Here is a 14,266-nt window from a genome sequence, read left to right on the forward strand (position 1 = left end):
TTGCGGTAGAACCCATGTCTCGGATTTCAACTGAGTAGGGTTGGTGTCCCATCTTCGATGGGTCCCTGATATGTGACGTTGCTAGTCCTTCGGCCTAGCAGGCACCGTCAAATCCCCAAATTCGCTGTCGCTCATTTGTGGCCTTAAAAGTGCCACACAAGACGCACCCCTGACGGGGTAGAAAAAGCGCTTGCTTTTCAATAGGTTGAAAACGAACAGCGGTCAGCTGCGCTGTAGGACATAAAGAGCGAAAGAACAGTGTAAGACCTTGATTTATCGAACGGATATCCGGCTACAGTTGTAGCCTTGTTTCTGGTAGACGGCGCGGACACCTGCCGCTAGCAACGTACCGACTACACGCCGACTGCCTTCCATCTGCATTTTGATTGCAAGGCGACAACATGAGTGCTGCGTGATGATTACCTATGGGCGGCAGGGGCCTTACAATGTTGTGGCACCAAGCGTACGGGAAGATGTCAGAGGTACTGATTCATACTTGAGCAGACGGGTATTGTCAGATCTGTAAGGCAGGAAACGACCGAGGTTGTGTGAAAACGCAGAAATAAACTGGATCTGAAAAAATAGACCCGCCAGAACGTCCGACATTCAATTTTCTCGCACTCGGGATTGGTAAGAGCACCCTTGAAAGTGAGCTATGGCCGCGTTTTCACACAACCTCGACCCAAAGCGGACCTAGACGTCGTTCGCTAGCTGGACGTCGAATTGGCTCGCAGCGGCGCGAATGGCATCAATCTTTTCTAACGCGGCATTCCTCATGACGCCAGACTTGTGGGCGATAAGCTCAGCCACCGTAAGCGCTACAAAGCTATCCCGATACGGAAACAATAGCAGTGCATACCCCTCCTCCACGTTCACATGGTGACTCGTCATTGAACTTGGCCCAAGCTCAATGACGAGGGGGAGTTTCTCGTTAATAGATACGGACATCATCCATGAGGGACCAGTTCGCATAACGAAAATAGTCACTGCTCCAGGGTAGCCTGCCAAGTACGCAAAGGAAGCATCTACTGCGGAAAAGGTTGACATTCCTCGTATTGCCGACGTTGTTCCATCACCAGGAGGCCAGACGCCTTTGCGTGCTTCGGCTGTCGTAGGCTGTGTCAAAAAGACATCGCCGAAAAGCGAATAGCCAACGCCGAGCGCAAGCTTGCACATGAACCGCAAATCGAATTTTGTATCCACAGCAACTCGGACAGGAATATTTCCGGCGTAAATGGCTGCTCGGATGGCTTCGCGATTGCCAGCCTCCTCGGTCGTAGGCGAATTGAAGCCCAAAATCGTCGGATCCACTTCATTACCATTGTGCTCTCGAATCGCTGCGGCCAGAATCTTGCGTGCCTTTCGCTTCTCCAAAGCACGATGAAAGCTGCGGAACCCGAGTTCCCATTTCCCAGGGTTTTCCGATACAGGAAAGATATACGCTACCGATGATTTTTTCTTCGTATCAATGGGATTGCCGCCCGTATAACCATCCATCCTTTCGTCATGCGGGCGAATCCAGGTAACAGTTTCGCCCGAAGGGCCGATCCAGTGTTCAGCGACGTGGCCTTCGGGAACTACAAGGTTTGGAATTTGTGCCGGACCTATACAACGAAGTGGTAGGCCTGGATCATCGGGTTTAGTGCAAAGCAAGCGCGCGGCTTCTGCCAGAGAGTTGGTGATAAACCAGGACTTGGCGTAAGCGGCATCAACCCACAAGCCCAACCTGTTGTTGCAGGTGGTGCAGACGTTAGTAAGCTGAAAAATCTTTGGCGCGCAGTTGCCCCCCATGAACTGGGGAATGGCATGTTCAAGACTGGATTCGCTTTGTTGTTTCTCTTGGCCGCAGTAAAGACAGATAAATGGACTCGCCATCGTCTACTCCTTCTCGAAAAGTGAATATGCCTCTAAGTAACACAAAAAGAGATTTAATGTGTCTATGCGTTTCTTGAAGCTGCGATGACCACTTCACGTCTGCTCCTCGCCGTTTTGGGCCTATCATCAGAGTCTCGATCCGACCCAAATCGGCCTATCCAAGGTAACATTTAGTGGCCGTTTGCATTCAAACGGTACGAGGAAGGTTAGCCTGGGGTCGTCACAGGGCTGATCTGTGCTGATTTGCATAGACTCGGCAATTGCAGAAAAAGGAACGTTATGTCGCGTGGAAAGAGAGCTGTCCCAGCAACGATTGCTGACCCGGCAGCGGCCGCAAATAAGCGGGTTGAGGAAGCTGTCGCAGAGAAGCGCAAGCGAAGCCAACGCCCTTTCCCGGCGGCACCTTTCGAAGAGACCTTGGAGTTCGCTAGAGCGATCTATACGTTCGGCAGTGGCCAACCCGTTCGCAGGCTGAGTATCTTCGATCATCTGCAAAAGTCACCTGAAAGCGGGCCCAGCCGACAGCTTATCGTTAACGCTAACAAATACGGCCTAATCGAAGGAAGCTACGCAGCTGAACATCTCAAAGTGACAGCTGACGGCCTTAAGGCAATTGACGCGGATATACAGCCGCGTGAGCAGACGAAGGCTCGCGCTAAGCTGGCAATTGACAGTATTCCTCCGTTTGCAGCGCTTTATGGCCGTTTCGTCTCGAATAAGCTTCCCGCGAGGGCCGCACTTATCGATGCCGCCAAGGAAGTAGGTGTGCCTGATGGAATGCACGAAGAGTGCGTCGATACGTTCATCGTCAATCTCCGTTTTATCGGGCTCTTACAGACTCTATCAGGAGCTGAGCGCATCGTGACGGTTGACCATTTGCTTGATTCGCTCCCGAGTACGCAAGGTACAGCGCGCAAATCAGTCAATGAAACAGGGCGAGGGATTCAGACAGAACGCGAGATTTCCCGATCTGAGGGTCGAAGCCATGCAGTCATTACAACTGAGCATGCGCATTTTGACACGACATGCTTCTATGTCACGCCTATCGGTGAGGACGGTAGCGAGCAGCGGCAACATGCCGATTTGTTCCTCGGCTCACTAGTCGAACCGGCACTTGAGCAATTTAGTCTCACCGTTGTTCGTGCAGACATGATCGATAAGCCGGGAACAATAACTCGCCAGATTATTGAATACCTATTGCGCTCTCGGCTCGTCATTGCAGACCTGTCATTTCACAATCCGAACGTTTTCTACGAGCTGGCCTTACGCCATGCTATACGTCTGCCAGTTGTGCAACTCGTGCGTGCTTCTGACCGCATTCCTTTTGATCTCAATCAGATTCGAACGGTCCGTATAGACACAAGCGGGATCCATGCATTCGTGCCTAAGATTGATACTTATAGGTCCGAGATCGCTAGTCAAGTGCGTCGTGCATTGGAAGACCCCGACGCCGTGGACAATCCAATCACGACCTATTATCCAGGTATGAGAGTGCACATCGACGGGGCACCGCCGCATGGTTAAGCACGGCTAAACTTGCGAGGAAAGAACCGTGCTGGTGATTCCTGGCCCACGCATATGGACCAACGTGATTGATGTGAAAGCATATGTTCGACGTATTTGGCTTGGCTACCGGCCACTTGCCTGCAGGATTCGCAGTCAAACAAGGCTGGGTTTCTGAAATTTGACGGAAGTGGGGGCTCAAGGTTTCGGCATGGAATGTCTGCATTCAGATTAGGACATTCTGAGTGGGCTGGAACCCGACCGTCCGCTCCTGGCCGATATCTGCCGGGCATGACAACAGATCGACTTTGACGCAGCTGCAGTTGCTTGTTAGGTTAACCAGACTGTATGTGGAATAGAGAGCAAGGGGCGGCTAGTTATCCTATCTCCAGCTCTGATTCCGCCCGTGGCGTGCCGACGTCCTGGCCATGCTGAACCAGGATTGGGTCTTTGGCCGCCACCGGCTGCAGGTCATGTGCCAGCCCCTTGTACGTCAGCCGATCCACCCGCTCAGGCAGTTTTTTCGCATCGTCTGTGAATACAACGACCTCGTGTCGTTCGCGCGAGATGCTGACATAGTAGGTGTCCTGGGCGGTTGTGCGGCTGAAGCTTTCGGCGTTGTAAAGAACTCGGTCGCAGGTCAGCCCTTGGGCGCTATGTGCAGTGGTCGTGTACGCATAGTCCATGTTTAGCGGTCGATCTGTAGGCAGCTGTACGTGGCGACCATTGGATTCGATGGTGACGCTGGTTGCATCAATCGCCGCGACCTTCGCCAGTTGTCCGTTGACCAAGTCATTATGGGCATCGTTGCGTGTGATACGGACATGGTCACCTACAGACAGCTCTGCCCGGTTCAGGTGGTAGACCGATAGCTTGCTCATGGTTTTCGGGATGATTTCCACTGGTTGCGTGGGTGACGGACCGGGCAGGAAGGGTTCGACGGTGATGCGGTCATGGCGTGTGCTGGCGGTCACGCGGTACAGCTCACCGCGCTTTAAACCGCACTGGTAGTCCCGCTCGGGAACGACGATGTCGCCCACGGTGTAATACCGCGCTACGCTGCGTTCTGCGCGGGTGGTGTCGTGGCGAGCCAGTAGCTGGCATTGACGTCCTTTATCTCTAAGGCCGAGCAGGGTATGGATCCGTGCATTAATGGCTTCGCGAGAAGCGTTGGTGCCTGTCACCACGATGGTGCCTGCCTGGTCTGCCGCCGGGAGCCGTACAAAGGCTTGAGCAATGGCCTCATAACGGGCGGAACTGTTCCGGCTTTTGTGGCCATGCTCGTCGGCAGTGAACTGATCTGGGACGGTGAGCACCTGATCCAGGAGCGGCAGGGATCGGCTGGCTTGGCCTTCGGCGGCCAACTGCACCGCCTGACGCAGCCGTTCAGAGCGTTGGCGCTGGATGTCTGCCATCAGTACGGTTTTCATCCCGTTTTCCTGCAGCATGGCAAACGCACGGCCTGCCTCAATGGCTTTGGTCTGGGCGGTGTCACCCAGCAACACGACTTTTGCGCCTGTCGGCTGAATGAGGGCCAGCAGCTTATCCATCTGTCGCACCGGCACGACTCCGGCTTCGTCAATCACTACGACGGTTTTCGGCCCCAGGGTGTTGGTGAAGGGGCGTTTGTCGGAAGCTGCAAGCACTGATGCAATCGTGTTGGCCGGTATTCCATCTTTGCGCAGGTTGCGAACCATTCCGCCGTAAGGGGCCAGGGCCGCCATGGTGTACCCCTGCTGTTGCAGTATGGCTTGGGCGTTTTGCAGAGCGAAAGATTTGCCAGTGCCAGCTAGACCTTGGATACCGGCGACTTGATCGGGGCCGGTCGTGATTAGCATGACAGCTTCGCGCTGGCCTGGTCTCAGGCGTGTGTCCAAGCTGCTTTCGGCACAGGTAGCGGCAATCGTGGCTTGCCAGGCACTGCGGCCTGTTTGCTCAGCGGATAGTATCCTGGACTCGGCTTCATAGGCCTTTCGGGTTGCATAGCGTGGGCTTTCCATCAGCAGGCGTCCTTCTGCAATGGCTTGGTCAACCAGTTGCAGGGCTGTGCCCTGGGGTAGGCCGCGCAGGCGTATGACCTCTGTGGCCCAGCCTTCGCGCGTCATGGGAAGAGCCAGCCTGTCCTGGGTGCTGCGGTAGTGCGGTGCTTCTCGGATCAGTGCGCCGGACTCCACGCGGCTCCGGATCGCCGCTTGAATGGCTGTGATGTCCGTATGGCCACCGGCATGGCGAACGGCGTTTTGCAGTAAATCCGCCAAAGGCATGACGGATTCTCTTTCGGCCAGATGTTGGATCGCCCAGTTCAGTGAGGCTTGTGCGACCAGGTCAGATGGCTGCCCTAATATCCGTGCCGGTTGGATGTTTGCTTGCTCCCTGGCTTGATCAAACTGCATTCCGATGGCGGTAGCGGCGTCACGCCATTGGCGATGCAGCTCTGTGCGGCTGAGTTCCTGAGTCTTCGCCTGGCGGTGTGCCAGGGTGATGCCTTGGCGCAGGGCGTGAGGGGCCTCTTCACGACTGGTGCCGCGTGCAGATAGTTCAGCAGTGATACCGGCGCTGCGTTTACTGAAAAACTCAATCTGCTCGCGGCTAATGTGGGCTAGTTCGATATGGTTCTTTTCATGGCGAACCGCGTACCCAAGCGCCCGGACATTGCGTTCCAGCTCCGCCTGGTAGATCGAATCCGTCACGCGCAGCAGTTTGAAGATTTGCTCATTGGACAAGGCCACCCAACTGCCATCGGCCCGTTGCGTCAGATTCATCAGCAGGGCGTGGACGTGTAGGTGGGGGTCCGGGGCAGCGCCTTCGGTAGGGCGTGCTGTCTCGTGGCGGAATTTGGCAATGATGAGGTTGCCTGTGTGTTCTAGCCGTGACTTGCCGTTTTCCTTGTGGCGGCCCATGGCCAGATGCTGCTCGACATAAGCAAGGGCAGCAGCCACCGCTTTATCATTGGCGTGAATCAGGCGTTCGTCGCCACCGATCAGGGCCTGCAAAGTGATGCTTTTGGGTGCACCGAAGGTGAGATCGAGGGCGGCGCGAGCTTTCGCATCCTTGCGGATTGACCGGCCCGCTGCGATGCCACGACCAAAATCGCCATGCAGCATGGCTTTTAAGCGTGCGGGGTTGATGTCGCCGACAGCACCAAGGCGCTGGGCGCCTTCGCCTTGCCAGGTGGCGGCACCACCGTCACGGCGGTAGTAGTCATCGGCCTGGTCTGCATAGTAATGGGTAGCGAGGGCCGCACGGGCGCGGTATATCTGGCTGTGCGAGATCATGGTGGCTCCGGAAGATGGGATGGCGAGGGGTTAGCCAGTGAGCGCTTGGGCGCGCCAATGCTAGCGTTGAGCGGAAGGGGGAGTGGATTTACACACGTTTATCCACAGGTTCTGTGGATACCTGTGCCGCAGCTAAGGACCGAGGCTGTGTGAAGACGCTTATATATTTCAAGTTCACGGGTGATCCACCATTCATGAGTATGAGAAAGCTGAATAGCGATTGATCTGAACTGTCGACTTTTCAGTCCTCCACGTTCTTTGTTGTTTGCGTACGGTTTCGACCCGAAACCGATATAGGCCGGCAAAGGCAACATACTCAATCAGCAGGGCCATGCTGTATACACTGTGATTACCGCTACTCTTCTGAAAAGAGCTTAACATTGCGGTATTTCAACGGGTTAGCGGCTGGACGATGCGCGGTATATCATTGTTGAACGCGCGGGCGCCGTCCAATACATAACCTGCGGCCTGATACCTGCTAGAGCAACAACGCATGCCATATAAAGCACTCTTTAGAATGCCCACTCCGATGAAGATCACCGGTAGGTCTTCAAGTATTACCAATGCATTTATTAATTCGATAATCCCCGTCGTGCCTCCCACCGATGAGGAAATCAAAGAAGCACTAGAAGTTTTAGGTATGGATCATGAGAGTTATTGTTGTGCCTATTGTGGCGACAAGGCAACGGAGTGGGATCATCTAAGGCCGCTAGTGAAGGATAAGAGGCCGACGGGCAATATTTCGGAAATACACAATTTGATTCCCTCATGCGGTAAATGCAATCAGTCCAAGGGGAATAAAGAGTGGGAAGCTTGGATGAGGAGTTCAGCGCTCTTATCACCGGCATCAAGAAAAATTTCCGACCTCGAATATAGGATCGAAAAAATACGGAACTATGAGAAATGGGGCCAGCCAACGAAGATAGATTTTGAAGAAGTAGTTGGCCTGCTCGTTTGGGAGGAGCACTGGGCGAACTGGGAGAAGATACAAAGCTTTATGAAAGAAGCTCAACTTTTAGCGACAAGGATCAATCAGTCAGTCGCAAAGGCTCACCGTCACAGCCAAAGCAGCCAGTTGGATAATGCCGAAATTAAGCCGACGGGTGAAGCTCGCCTTCTTATAGATGTCTTCGACATAAGACATTCACGCTGATGACACTCTCGACACACAACTCAAACAAGTTAAATCATGCCTCTTTATGAAATGACCGGTGAGAACCTGTCCCCGGTAAATGGCCGTACCTTCACCGATTTTGGCCTGACTGAACGCCAGAACCTACAGCGGGCGATACGCGCCTCAATCGATGCCATTACGCCCGACCCAGACGTTAAAACTATGGTTCTGGCCGAAGAATTCGGGGATTGGGTAGGTGCCAACCGACGCATTGATCTGTTATGTTTGGATGAAAACGCCAACTTGGTGGTGGTCGAGCTTAAACGAGAAAGTGCCACACACATGGAACTCCAGGCGCTGCGCTATGCAGCCATGATTTCCACCATGCGCTTTGATCAAGCCGTCCAGGCCCATGCTAAGTATTTAGAGTCTATCGGCTCAGAGGATGATGCAGAGCAGTCCATCCGCGAGTTTCTAGGCGTCGATGACGAACCCGTAGCCTTTTCTGAAAAAGTAAGAATTGTCCTAGCAGCTTCAGAGTTCAACTCTGAAGTCACCACCACGGTACTTTGGCTTAACGAGCAGGGTCTAGATATTCGATGCGTACAGCTACGCCCCCATGATGTAGATGGGCGCGTGCTTGTAGACATCCAGCAGATCATCCCGTTACCGGAGGCCACCAGCTACCAAGTGGCCTTGCGCGAGAAGACGAATGAACGCGTGGTTGCCAGGTCCAACAATCGGGACATGACACGCTACGACTTAACAATAGGCGACCAAGTATTTACCAACTTGCCTAAGCGCCGGTTGATGTATGAAATCACCGCTGAAGTGATTAGCCGTGGCGTCACACCTGAACAGATGGCGACCGTCGTACCGTGGAAAAGTAGCTCGATGTTCGCTCAAGCTGATGGCACGCTTGATAAGTCGAGCTTTATTAAGCTGCTCCCGAAATACCAAATTGACCGATGCTATACGGACGATAAGGATCTTTTTCATCTTAATGAAAAGACTTTCGCCCTTACGAAAATGTGGGGCGACCGAACCATAGAGGCAATCGAAGCCATCACTAGCTTGAACCCCAACGGGCGACAAATCGACTTTGAACCTGCGATCAAAGGCACTACAGAGGCTTCCTACAAGGACTATGTAATCACGCGGCTTAGCACGGGTACTATCAAGCTAGAGCGTGATGGCCTCCCCATAGAACCTGTCTCGCCCGAACTCCGACGCCTGGCAGGCGAGCTTAACGTCCCCACGGCAAACAAGCAGGGCAATCCGCACAACACCCAAGTTTTGGGCAGAGAGCTAATCAAAGCTATCAATGCGCTTTAGTGATGCGATCTAAGGGAGCTAGTCAATGGGCCATCTGAATATTCTATTGGTCAGATAGTGTCATCGTGGCTTCAGCTGTATTAAGCGCTTTCCTGAAATGCCGCCGTAGACACAGCGAACTCTCTAAGCGGCAAGCTCACTCTCGCAATCGGAAAATCCCCCGCCAGGGCTACATACCCGCCCAGTGCAGGCAACGACTGTATCTGCGCAGCCGTCACCACGTCTTCCGTCGTCCGATCCGTGTTGTCCGACGTATTCCGGTGATCCACACTGCGGCTGATGCTGTACTTGGGCCGTTCAACCTCATGCTTGCCCAAACTTTCACTCATGTCCTTTGCCGTTTGCGGGTCGGTGCGGGAGCCGCCCAGGACAGCCAGGTTGCGAAAACTCGCTCGAATGGTAGTGGCCATGGTGCGCCCATAAATGTGTTCCAGCTGGGATGTGCTCTGCAATCCCGCCACGATGCGCAGACCATTTTTTCGGCCCTTGGTCAGGCCTGCTTCCAGTGATGGCAGGGCTTCCAGGCTAGCCAGCTCATCAATGAACAACCACCAGCGTCGGTGGGTGCCTTCAGGCATGGATAAGATGGACGTGATGAACACGTCAGCCCATGACGATACCAGTGGCTTCATGGAGCTCATCATGTCTTCGCGCCAGTTGATATACAGGTTTCCACCATCGGGCTTGGCCAGCCAGTCTCGGATGGAGAACCTTCCCGGCTTCATGCCGGTGTGCTCGGACAGCTTGTTGGATAGCACGAAGCGGGCGGAAGAAAGTGCCTTGCTGGCTTCGCTGGAACCAACAAAAAGGGATTCTGCCAGGGTGCCTTCCAGGAATTGCTTCAAGACCTTGGGGTCTTCGATGGTGCATAGACGAAACAAGTCCATGATGCTGGCTTCTTCGCCTTGCAGCTGATGCAGTTTCTTGGCCGTCTCGCGCAGCAGCAGGCGGCCGAAATCATTCCACTCTTCTGCGTTCTTGTCTTGGCTCATGGGAACCATAGAGTGGGCCAGCCGCTTCCAGTCGTAATCGGCACGAACCTCATTGAAGAACGACCAGCCTTGGCTGCGGGCATCGTAGGGATTCAGGATTACATCGCTGGGTTGCCAGAATTTGCTGAGCAGATCGCCATTGGGGTCGATCACGATCATCCGGTCGTTGCGCTCTGGCGTTTGGCCGAGACAACGGTTGTTCATGTCGTTCTGTGAGCGCTTGAGTACCGAAGCGGCCATGTTGCGCAACAACACCGATTTACCGGCGCCTGTAGCGCCGCTGATGAGCAAATGTAGATTCTCATTGGCAGTCGGCATAGGGATACCACCCACGTCAATTTGCTGTTTGCCTCTTTCTTCGCATTGGCGAGCCAGGCTTTTTGCCGAGGTGGTGCGTGTGCCGCGCACAAAGCGTTTGTAGGCAGCGCCCTCAAACCCTTCGGTTCTGGCGGTGCGCCCGATAAGCAGGATAAGTACCAATGCGAGAACCAGACCGATGCCCAGTGAGCCGTAGAGCACTGGGTACTGCGGCGTCAGCATCACAAAATGCCAGAACGTTTTGGCGTTCCAGTCTCGCCAGTGCATATGGCTGCCCCAGGTGGCGGCAGCCATCCAGGCACCAGCCGGGAAGAGGGCTAGAGAAAAGGCGGCAATGCGCCGCCGGGTAATGGGTGAGATCAAGGTGGACATAAGCGCCGGTCCTCAAGAGATCAAAACCTGACCTAGGGCCAGGCCTGCCAGCAAGCCACCCAGAATGCCTGCCGTGCCGCCTACGGCCAGGGCGATGATGGCCATGCGTCGTGCGGATCGGTGGGCGATGCTGGCGTACTGGGCGGCATCTCGGGACAACTGATTCAGCTGGTTGCTGGTGCCACCCAACATGGCCTGGATGGCGTGTTGAGCCTGCTGGTTAATGGGTTTGGCTGCCGCTTCCATCGTGGCGGTTAGCTGGCGGCCGAGCTGGTCAGGCAGGACTTGCTGCGCTTCGCCCATGGACTGCATCTGCTTTTGCACCGCATCCAGGCTTTGGGTGGCGCTTTCCAGCCTAGCTACGAGGCCAGCGACCTCACCCAGTACCTCGTGGTAGAGCAAGTCCAGCTTGGTACGAGCGCCACTGGAATTCGAGTGTGATTCCATCGCGGCCATCTCAGGAAAACAGCGCGGTGAATGCCGCGTTCATTTGCCGGTCCACCGGTTTGGCCAGGGCGCGCAGGGCGTGCCGGTTGCTTAGCTGTGAAATTCGGACGTGGTCGTCAGTTTCGGCAGCGCGAAGCAAGGCGCGGTAGTCGGTCTGGTCAGCCAGCACATCAGCAATCGTAGTGCGTTGGTCGGCCAGCAGCTCAAAGACTTCGTTTTCGTAAATGGCGGCCTGGGGGTTGGCCTGCACCTCACCAGTTTTGGCGGCATAGGCCAGGATCGAGGGAAACTCTTCGTGCACGCTGCTATCGACACGATTGAAAAGTATCCGTACCCGCTCTGGGTCAACACCCAGTTCTGCCAGGGCAGCCACCGTCTTGATGGTTTCGCGCTGGGCCTTGCCGGTATTGATCACAGGCAGGACGAAATAATTCATTTCCTCGTGTGCGCCTTCGTAGCGCATCATGTGCGTCAGAAAATCCTCGATGTTGCTGGCACCCACATCGACGATCGCATCTTCGCGGGTGAGTAGCTCGCGAAACAATCGGCCAAAGTGTTCGCCGCGTAGCTGATCGACATTCAGGCCCAGGTCAGCGCCCGTTTCGTTGGTGGATTCCACTGCAAAAATCTGGGCACTATTCATGCGCGGTGCCAGCAGGTGAGAGGCAGCGACTGTCTTGCCAACAGAGCCGGTGTAGTTCAGGACGGCGACTTTCATGATTCATTCCTTTTGGTGGGGTTGTTGTCAGCTGATTGAGCGCGATTGGCCAGGCCTTCGCGGCGCAAGGCTTCCAGGTCTACTCGCATGTCGCGAATCTTGCGTAGATCGCCAGGTGTCTGGATGCTGCGTGGTCGGCCTTGAATGGCATCGGGTGCGGGAGGTTGTGGATGGGGGTTGCTCGCATGGGTTGACTGTCTGGCTATGTCACCGGTAGAAGCCGCTGCATTCAGGCGTTTTCTGGCTGCGGATCGTTGGGCTTTGCGCCATCGGTACAGCGTGATGGCGAAGGTGCTGCGCTGTACCGTCAGGCCTGCGGCAGCCAGATCGTCCAGCACGGCGGCATGTGGCACACCAGCAGCCATTTCAACCTCGATCAGGGGAAACAGCGCTCGTAGCTGGGCTGAGAGGCTGATGCGAGGGTCCAGGGCCGCAAGGACAGTGCGGTAGCGTGTTACAGGTGCAGATTCACTCATAGGTTTCCTGAAGTTGGAGTAATCACGGTTTCGCTCAATGCGATAGGGCTGGAAAGGCCTCGGTCTGTTTGCCTGCCAGCCAGGAGCAGCCTGCGGCCAGTGCTTCGTCGTAGGCAGATTGCGCGTCAGTGAAGCGGGCTGACTTGCCCCGCGCAGAGAATCGCCCACCGCCCACCTCCTGACCGTCATCCAGCAGGCGCAGGGTGTAGCCGCCAGCGTCGGATGGGTAAGGGATGATTTCGAAGGAGTATCGAAGTCGGGCCTGAGTCGCTTCGGTGTGAAATTGCCGGGCCACTGTGCACAGGCGAGCGGCCCAATGTGGGCCGATGCGATCCAGGGCTTCGGCGATGCTGTAGCCGCGATCATGCAGCCAGTCGCTGCGATTCAGCACCAGGGCTGCAGCCAGGGCTTCGCCCAGACTCATGGTGCCAATGCCGTAGTGAGCGGCTTGTTGAACGATGTCGAGCATGTGGGTGTCGATGGTTGCGTGCATGGGATCTCCTTTGCCTTGCGGCTTGAAGGGAAGTAATGGCGGATGAGAGAAGGTGGTGCCCGGAAAGGGCGGGTGTGGTTTGCTGCAGACCGATGCAGCCGTTGTGCGGCTGCTCAGCGTGACAATGCAAGATGACGGCCTGACTTATCCACAGGCCTTGCTGGTAGTAATAAGGTAGAAATAAGGTAGAAGGCGTTTTGATGGCTGGAAAGCGCCTGTTCATGCGGGTTTCCAAAAATGATGCGCGATGTTATGACGATAAAGCGCGATGCTATGACGAAAAGCCGCGATCTTATGACGATGCAGGCGCGATGCTATGACGACGGTACAAACCACTTATCCACAGCCTGAAAAAGGCCTTTGAATCGGCTGTTTTTGGAGTCAGGCGCGATGTTATGACGATGGAGAGTCTAGCGATCCAGTCGTGTCCAGACCGCTTGTTCATGGCCACGGGTGGCCGTTTCTATGTGGGGTTCCGTGATCACTTGCAGCGCTTCCAATTCTGTCAAGCTGCGCTCCAGGCTCGTTCGAAAATCACGCATGCGGCCAGTGTATTGAGCGCGTTGCTTGAGAATGTCCAGGCTGTATTTCTGCTGGATGTCGGCGGACGTGCCGATCAGGCGCTGCAAGCTTTTGGACAGGTCATGACGCATTTGCAGGCGCTTGGCCCAGTCAACCAGGGCGTATTCCCGGTTTCCGAAGATCTGTGCCCAGCGAGGATCGGCGTACAAGGTATAGCTGCCGGTAGGCTCGTGGTAATCGAAACCGCCCAGCATGGCTAGGACTCGGGTCGAAGGGTTCTTGCCATAGCTGTATTTGACTGAGCCATCCTTTCTGCGGGCTTCGATGCACAGGGTGAAACGAGCCAAGTCTTTCATGCTTTCATGCAGCCATTCGTAGGCGCTGCCGCCTGTGGGCCGGCCCATCCCGCGTAGGAAGTCGGCTCGGTTGATCGTTGGCGCTTCGCCCAATAGGGCTGTCGTCTGCAGGTACATCGCGTGCATCCAGATGTCGGCGTGGTCTTCGCTCAACTGTTTGCCGGAACCTTTGAGTAGGATGTTGCTGCCTTCCAGAAATACGGTGTCGTCATGCAGTGTGCGCCAGCCCCGGCGAACCGGTGCGAAGATGGCACTACGGGCGATGTAATTCGGAATGGCGCGTGCTGTTTCGTTGATACCGGGCAGTATGAATGGCGTAGGGGTTGAGGCCTGCTTTTCTGCTGCGGCGGCCAGTGCCTGGGTGGTTTTTTGCTGAGCACGCTGCATGGCTGCTGACAGGCGCAGGAGGTTCTTGTCCTTGTGAAAGGGCAGACGGGTGGATGAAGTCATGGGTAAAAGCTCCAGACGAG

The 14,266-nt window shown here is 55.3% G+C and carries 11 protein-coding genes; 3 read left to right on the forward strand and 8 right to left on the reverse strand.

The window, feature by feature from the left end:
* Positions 1 to 693: 693 nt before the first annotated feature.
* Entirely contained in the window at positions 694 to 1,875 is a 1,182-nt protein-coding gene (locus CR155_RS15570) for an HNH endonuclease (protein ID WP_102070964.1), read from the reverse strand.
* Between the two features lie 279 nt (positions 1,876 to 2,154).
* Here CR155_RS15570 and CR155_RS15575 point away from each other — a divergent pair, with 279 nt between their 5' ends.
* Positions 2,155 to 3,399 carry a hypothetical protein gene (locus CR155_RS15575; protein WP_102070965.1) on the forward strand — a complete coding sequence of 415 codons (1,245 nt, stop codon included), beginning with the start codon at positions 2,155 to 2,157 and terminating at the stop codon, positions 3,397 to 3,399.
* Between the two features lie 356 nt (positions 3,400 to 3,755).
* Here CR155_RS15575 and mobF read toward each other — a convergent pair whose 3' ends face one another.
* Positions 3,756 to 6,653 (reverse strand): MobF family relaxase, encoded by a 2,898-nt coding sequence (mobF, locus tag CR155_RS15580; RefSeq protein ID WP_102070966.1) that lies wholly within the window; start codon positions 6,651 to 6,653, stop codon positions 3,756 to 3,758.
* A 493-nt stretch (positions 6,654 to 7,146) separates the two neighbouring features.
* On the opposite strand from mobF, the gene CR155_RS15585 reads away from it, so the two are divergent.
* Together CR155_RS15585 and CR155_RS15590 are read left to right on the forward strand one after the other, a co-directional pair.
* Positions 7,147 to 7,806, forward strand: a complete 660-nt coding sequence (locus tag CR155_RS15585; RefSeq protein WP_199171784.1) for an HNH endonuclease — start codon at positions 7,147 to 7,149, stop codon at positions 7,804 to 7,806.
* A 36-nt stretch (positions 7,807 to 7,842) separates the two neighbouring features.
* A complete protein-coding gene (locus CR155_RS15590) occupies positions 7,843 to 9,102 on the forward strand; it encodes a PDDEXK family nuclease (protein ID WP_102070967.1) in 1,260 nt (419 codons plus the stop codon).
* A gap of 80 nt (positions 9,103 to 9,182) precedes the next feature.
* On the opposite strand, the gene CR155_RS15595 is transcribed toward CR155_RS15590, so the two are convergent.
* The 6 genes from CR155_RS15595 to CR155_RS15620 all read right to left on the reverse strand — a co-directional run bounded on the left by CR155_RS15595 (position 9,183) and on the right by CR155_RS15620 (position 14,246).
* Positions 9,183 to 10,784, reverse strand: coding sequence for a type IV secretion system DNA-binding domain-containing protein (locus tag CR155_RS15595; RefSeq protein ID WP_102070968.1), 1,602 nt, complete (start codon positions 10,782 to 10,784; stop codon positions 9,183 to 9,185).
* A 12-nt stretch (positions 10,785 to 10,796) separates the two neighbouring features.
* A complete protein-coding gene (locus CR155_RS15600) occupies positions 10,797 to 11,231 on the reverse strand; it encodes a hypothetical protein (protein WP_102071106.1) in 435 nt (144 codons plus the stop codon).
* 10 nt (positions 11,232 to 11,241) lie between these two features.
* Complete coding sequence (gene stbB, locus CR155_RS15605) at positions 11,242 to 11,949, reverse strand: StbB family protein (RefSeq protein ID WP_102070969.1); 708 nt, start codon at positions 11,947 to 11,949, stop codon at positions 11,242 to 11,244.
* Positions 11,946 to 12,425, reverse strand: a complete 480-nt coding sequence (locus tag CR155_RS15610; protein ID WP_102070970.1) for a hypothetical protein — start codon at positions 12,423 to 12,425, stop codon at positions 11,946 to 11,948. Before CR155_RS15610 ends, stbB begins: the two co-directional genes overlap by 4 nt.
* 34 nt (positions 12,426 to 12,459) lie before the next feature.
* Positions 12,460 to 12,918, reverse strand: a complete 459-nt coding sequence (locus tag CR155_RS15615; protein WP_199171785.1) for a hypothetical protein — start codon at positions 12,916 to 12,918, stop codon at positions 12,460 to 12,462.
* A gap of 410 nt (positions 12,919 to 13,328) precedes the next feature.
* On the reverse strand, positions 13,329 to 14,246 hold the full coding sequence (locus CR155_RS15620; protein WP_102070971.1) for a TrfA: 918 nt from the start codon (positions 14,244 to 14,246) through the stop codon (positions 13,329 to 13,331).
* Positions 14,247 to 14,266: the final 20 nt, after the last annotated feature.

The organism is Pollutimonas nitritireducens, assembly GCF_002849615.1.
Lineage (GTDB): Bacteria > Pseudomonadota > Gammaproteobacteria > Burkholderiales > Burkholderiaceae_B > Pollutimonas > Pollutimonas nitritireducens.

Coding starts and splice junctions, on each gene's coding strand:
- CR155_RS15620 (WP_102070971.1), bottom strand. CDS start 14,246: ATGACTTCATCCACCCGTCTGCCCTTTCACAAGGACAAGAACCTCCTG.
- CR155_RS15615 (WP_199171785.1), bottom strand. CDS start 12,918: ATGCACGCAACCATCGACACCCACATGCTCGACATCGTTCAACAAGCC.
- CR155_RS15600 (WP_102071106.1), bottom strand. CDS start 11,231: ATGGAATCACACTCGAATTCCAGTGGCGCTCGTACCAAGCTGGACTTG.
- CR155_RS15595 (WP_102070968.1), bottom strand. CDS start 10,784: ATGTCCACCTTGATCTCACCCATTACCCGGCGGCGCATTGCCGCCTTT.
- stbB (WP_102070969.1), bottom strand. CDS start 11,949: ATGAAAGTCGCCGTCCTGAACTACACCGGCTCTGTTGGCAAGACAGTC.
- CR155_RS15585 (WP_199171784.1), top strand. CDS start 7,147: ATGCCATATAAAGCACTCTTTAGAATGCCCACTCCGATGAAGATCACC.
- mobF (WP_102070966.1), bottom strand. CDS start 6,653: ATGATCTCGCACAGCCAGATATACCGCGCCCGTGCGGCCCTCGCTACC.
- CR155_RS15590 (WP_102070967.1), top strand. CDS start 7,843: ATGCCTCTTTATGAAATGACCGGTGAGAACCTGTCCCCGGTAAATGGC.
- CR155_RS15610 (WP_102070970.1), bottom strand. CDS start 12,425: ATGAGTGAATCTGCACCTGTAACACGCTACCGCACTGTCCTTGCGGCC.
- CR155_RS15570 (WP_102070964.1), bottom strand. CDS start 1,875: ATGGCGAGTCCATTTATCTGTCTTTACTGCGGCCAAGAGAAACAACAA.
- CR155_RS15575 (WP_102070965.1), top strand. CDS start 2,155: ATGTCGCGTGGAAAGAGAGCTGTCCCAGCAACGATTGCTGACCCGGCA.